Here is a 5,367-nt window from a genome sequence, read left to right on the forward strand (position 1 = left end):
TTGTCCGGCGGTGTCCTACTCTCCCACACCCTCCCGAGTGCAGTACCATCGGCGCTGGAGGGCTTAGCTTCCGGGTTCGGAATGTGACCGGGCGTTTCCCCTCCGCCATGACCGCCGTAACTCTATGAACATGTCAACCAACCCTGCGGGTGATCGTTTGTTCAGAGTTGCACAGTGGACGCGTAGCAGCTTGGTAGTCAAGTCCTCGGCCTATTAGTACCGGTCAACTGAACCCGTTACCGGGCTTACATTTCCGGCCTATCAACCCAGTCGTCTAGCTGGGGGCCTTACCCCACAAAGTGGGTGGGATACCTCATCTTGAAGCGAGCTTCCCGCTTAGATGCTTTCAGCGGTTATCCCTTCCGAACGTAGCTAACCAGCCGTGCCCCTGGCGGGACAACTGGCACACCAGAGGTTCGTCCGTCCCGGTCCTCTCGTACTAGGGACAGCCCTTCTCAAGTATCCTACGCGCACGGCGGATAGGGACCGAACTGTCTCACGACGTTCTAAACCCAGCTCGCGTACCGCTTTAATGGGCGAACAGCCCAACCCTTGGGACCTGCTACAGCCCCAGGATGCGACGAGCCGACATCGAGGTGCCAAACCATCCCGTCGATATGGACTCTTGGGGAAGATCAGCCTGTTATCCCCGGGGTACCTTTTATCCGTTGAGCGACACCGCTTCCACATGCCAGTGCCGGATCACTAGTCCCGACTTTCGTCCCTGCTCGACCTGTCAGTCTCACAGTCAAGCTCCCTTGTGCACTTGCACTCAACACCTGATTGCCAACCAGGCTGAGGGAACCTTTGGGCGCCTCCGTTACCCTTTAGGAGGCAACCGCCCCAGTTAAACTACCCACCAGACACTGTCCCTGAACCGGATAACGGTCCGAAGTTAGATACCCAAATCAACCAGAGTGGTATTTCAAGATTGCCTCCACCCATACTGGCGTATAGGCTTCACCGGCTCCCACCTATCCTACACAAGCTAATTCAGATACCAATGTCAAGCTATAGTAAAGGTCCCGGGGTCTTTCCGTCCTGCCGCGCGTAACGAGCATCTTTACTCGTACTGCAATTTCGCCGGGCCTGTGGTTGAGACAGTGGGGAAGTCGTTACGCCATTCGTGCAGGTCGGAACTTACCCGACAAGGAATTTCGCTACCTTAGGATGGTTATAGTTACCACCGCCGTTTACTGGCGCTTAAGTTCTCCGCTTCGCCCCGAAGAGCTAACAGGTCCCCTTAACGTTCCAGCACCGGGCAGGCGTCAGTCCATATACATCGAATTACTTCTTCGCATGGACCTGTGTTTTTAGTAAACAGTCGCTTCCCCCTGCTCTCTGCGGCCATACAACGCTCCACCCGCGCGGGGCTTCACGTCTCCGGCCCCCCTTCTCCCTAAGTTACGGGGGCAATTTGCCGAGTTCCTTAACCACAGTTCGCCCGATCGCCTCGGTATTCTCTACCTGACCACCTGTGTCGGTTTGGGGTACGGGCCGCTAAGAACTCGCTAGAGGCTTTTCTCGGCAGCATAGGATCACTGACTTCACCTGAATCGGCTCGGCATCACGTCTCAGCCCCATGTGTCGCGGATTTGCCTACGACACGGCCTACACGCTTACCCCGGCACAACCACCGGCCGGGCTCAGCTACCTTCCTGCGTCACCCCATCGCTTGACTACTACCCGCCAGGTTCCCACGCTCCCCAACCTCAACCCGAAGGTCTTGGCCGGTTTGGGTGGTTAGCACAACGAGGTTCGTCAGGGTCGCTCTTTCGCGGGTACGGGAATATCAACCCGTTGTCCATCGACTACGCCTCTCGGCCTCGCCTTAGGTCCCGACTCACCCAGGGCGGATTAGCCTGGCCCTGGAACCCTTGGTCATCCGGCGGAAGGGTTTCTCACCCTTCTTTCGCTACTCATGCCTGCATTCTCACTCGTGCCGCGTCCACAACTGGGTCACCCCGCTGCTTCACCCCCGGCACGACGCTCCCCTACCCATCCACACACCTGCACCTGGCATCAAGGCCAGGCGAAGTTAAAATGTGAATGCCACAGCTTCGGCGGTGTGCTTGAGCCCCGCTACATTGTCGGCGCGGAACCACTTGACCAGTGAGCTATTACGCACTCTTTAAAGGGTGGCTGCTTCTAAGCCAACCTCCTGGTTGTCTATGCGACCCCACATCCTTTTCCACTTAGCACACGCTTAGGGGCCTTAGCTGGTGATCTGGGCTGTTTCCCTCTCGACTACGAAGCTTATCCCCCGCAGTCTCACTGCCGCGCTCTCACTTACCGGCATTCGGAGTTTGGCTGATTTCGGTAAGCTTGTGGGCCCCCTAGACCATCCAGTGCTCTACCTCCGGCAAGAAACACGCGACGCTGCACCTAAATGCATTTCGGGGAGAACCAGCTATCACGGAGTTTGATTGGCCTTTCACCCCTAACCACAGGTCATCCCCCAACTTTTCAACGTTGGTGGGTTCGGCCCTCCACGCGGTCTTACCCGCGCTTCAGCCTGCCCATGGCTAGATCACTCCGCTTCGGGTCTAGAGCATGCGACTAAAAACGCCCTATTCAGACTCGCTTTCGCTACGGCTCCCCCACACGGGTTAACCTCGCCACATGCCACTAACTCGCAGGCTCATTCTTCAAAAGGCACGCCGTCACCCCGCAAGGCTCCGACGGATTGTAGGCGAACGGTTTCAGGTACTATTTCACTCCCCTCCCGGGGTACTTTTCACCATTCCCTCACGGTACTCGTCCGCTATCGGTCACCAGGAAGTATTTAGGCTTACCAGGTGGTCCTGGCAGATTCACGGCAGATTTCAGGAGTCCGCCGCTACTCGGGAACACCCACAGAAGACCAGCAACTTTCACCTACCGGACTATCACCGTCTACGGTCAGCCATTCCAGACTGTTCGACTAACCACTGGCTTTGTAACTTCTCGAACAAGTGTCAGCTTGCTCAGCAGGGTCCCACAACCCCGACCACGCAACCCCTGACAGGTATCACACGCAGCCGGTTTAGCCTCAATCCGCTTTCGCTCGCCACTACTCACGGAATCACTAAATTGTTTTCTCTTCCTACGGGTACTGAGATGTTTCACTTCCCCGCGTTCCCCCCACACACCCTATGTGTTCAGGTGCGGGTGACATCACATGACTGATGCCGGGTTTCCCCATTCGGACACCCTGGGATCACAGCTTGGTTGACAGCTCCCCCAGGCCTATCGCGGCCTCCCACGTCCTTCATCGGCTCCTGGTGCCAAGGCATCCACCGTTCGCCCTTGACAACTTGACCACAAAGATGCTCGCGTCCACTGTGCAATTCTCAACAAACAACCAACCCACAACCCACAGCCCCACACCTGCAACCACCACATGGCCACGGTTTGCGAGACCAGGCCATGCCTGGCGCCTCACGCCCCCGGGACCAACGTCCACACGGGGCATCTCAAGGCTCTGAAACAACAACCACCTCGGGTTGTTCCTTCAGGACCCAACAGGGTGCTTACATCCGTCCCCAGCCGCACCACAGACTCGTTCCCACCACCCCGAAGAGCAGCTGTACTAGAAGATCCGCAGCCGTTGCCGGCGACCGACTTGCCAGTGTCTCCGCCATCTGAGCACCCCGACCCGACATTCGCGGGCCGCGGGCTCCATGCCACCTTTCGGTGGATGGTGCTCCTTAGAAAGGAGGTGATCCAGCCGCACCTTCCGGTACGGCTACCTTGTTACGACTTCGTCCCAATCGCCAGCCCCACCTTCGACGGCTCCCTCCACAAGGGTTGGGCCACCGGCTTCGGGTGTTGCCGACTTTCGTGACGTGACGGGCGGTGTGTACAAGGCCCGGGAACGTATTCACCGCAGCGTTGCTGATCTGCGATTACTAGCGACTCCGACTTCACGGGGTCGAGTTGCAGACCCCGATCCGAACTGAGACCGGCTTTTTGGGATTCGCTCCACCTCACGGTATCGCAGCCCATTGTACCGGCCATTGTAGCATGCGTGAAGCCCTGGACATAAGGGGCATGATGACTTGACGTCATCCCCACCTTCCTCCGAGTTGACCCCGGCAGTCTTCGATGAGTCCCCGCCATAACGCGCTGGCAACATCGAACGAGGGTTGCGCTCGTTGCGGGACTTAACCCAACATCTCACGACACGAGCTGACGACAGCCATGCACCACCTGTGACCGCCCCCGAAGGACCTGCCATCTCTGACAGTTTTGCGGCCATGTCAAACCCAGGTAAGGTTCTTCGCGTTGCATCGAATTAATCCGCATGCTCCGCCGCTTGTGCGGGCCCCCGTCAATTCCTTTGAGTTTTAGCCTTGCGGCCGTACTCCCCAGGCGGGGCGCTTAATGCGTTAGCTGCGGCACAGGGAACCGGAGAGGCCCCCCACACCTAGCGCCCAACGTTTACAGCGTGGACTACCAGGGTATCTAATCCTGTTCGCTCCCCACGCTTTCGCTCCTCAGCGTCAGTATCGGCCCAGAGACCCGCCTTCGCCACCGGTGTTCCTCCTGATATCTGCGCATTTCACCGCTACACCAGGAATTCCAGTCTCCCCTACCGAACTCTAGCCTGCCCGTATCGACCGCAGGCCTGGGGTTGAGCCCCAGGTTTTCACGGTCGACGCGACAAGCCGCCTACGAGCTCTTTACGCCCAATAAATCCGGACAACGCTCGCGCCCTACGTCTTACCGCGGCTGCTGGCACGTAGTTGGCCGGCGCTTCTTCTGCAGGTACCGTCACTTACGCTTCGTCCCTGCTGAAAGAGGTTTACAACCCGAAGGCCGTCATCCCTCACGCGGCGTCGCTGCATCAGGCTTCCGCCCATTGTGCAATATTCCCCACTGCTGCCTCCCGTAGGAGTCTGGGCCGTGTCTCAGTCCCAGTGTGGCCGGTCGCCCTCTCAGGCCGGCTACCCGTCGTCGCCTTGGTAGGCCATCACCCCACCAACAAGCTGATAGGCCGCGAGCCCATCCCAAGCCGAAAAACTTTCCACCAAACACCATGCGGTGCAAGGTCATATCCGGTATTAGCCCCGGTTTCCCGGGGTTATCCCAAAGCCTGGGGCAGGTTGCTCACGTGTTACTCACCCGTTCGCCGCTCGAGTACCCCGAAGGGCCTTTCCGCTCGACTTGCATGTGTTAAGCACGCCGCCAGCGTTCGTCCTGAGCCAGGATCAAACTCTCCAACAAAAACTTTGTCGAACAGCATCCTGGCAACAAAAGTGTTGCCAAAGGAATCCCAACCAGCAACCATTCCAAAGAACAGCCACCAGTCCGGGGTATAAAACAATTGGCACTGGCTTTACAAGCACCCTGTTGAGTTCTCAAAGAACAACCACACACCAACCA

General features: G+C 57.9%; 3 rRNA genes. All 3 read right to left on the reverse strand.

Features of this window, described 5'->3' with window-relative positions:
- Nucleotides 1-2 precede the first annotated feature (2 nt).
- Nucleotides 3-119: ribosomal RNA gene (gene rrf / locus DQE82_RS30415) — 5S ribosomal RNA — on the reverse strand.
- A 74-nt stretch (nt 120-193) separates the two neighbouring features.
- Nucleotides 194-3,302 (reverse strand): 23S ribosomal RNA (locus DQE82_RS30420).
- Nucleotides 3,303-3,693: 391 nt separating this feature from the next.
- Nucleotides 3,694-5,208: ribosomal RNA gene (locus DQE82_RS30425) — 16S ribosomal RNA — on the reverse strand.
- Together the 16S, 23S and 5S rRNA genes form the textbook arrangement of a ribosomal RNA operon.
- Between the last annotated feature and the right edge of the window lie 159 nt (nt 5,209-5,367).

The sequence above is a fragment of the Micromonospora sp. LHW51205 genome (assembly GCF_003315815.1).
GTDB lineage: Bacteria > Actinomycetota > Actinomycetes > Mycobacteriales > Micromonosporaceae > Micromonospora > Micromonospora chalcea.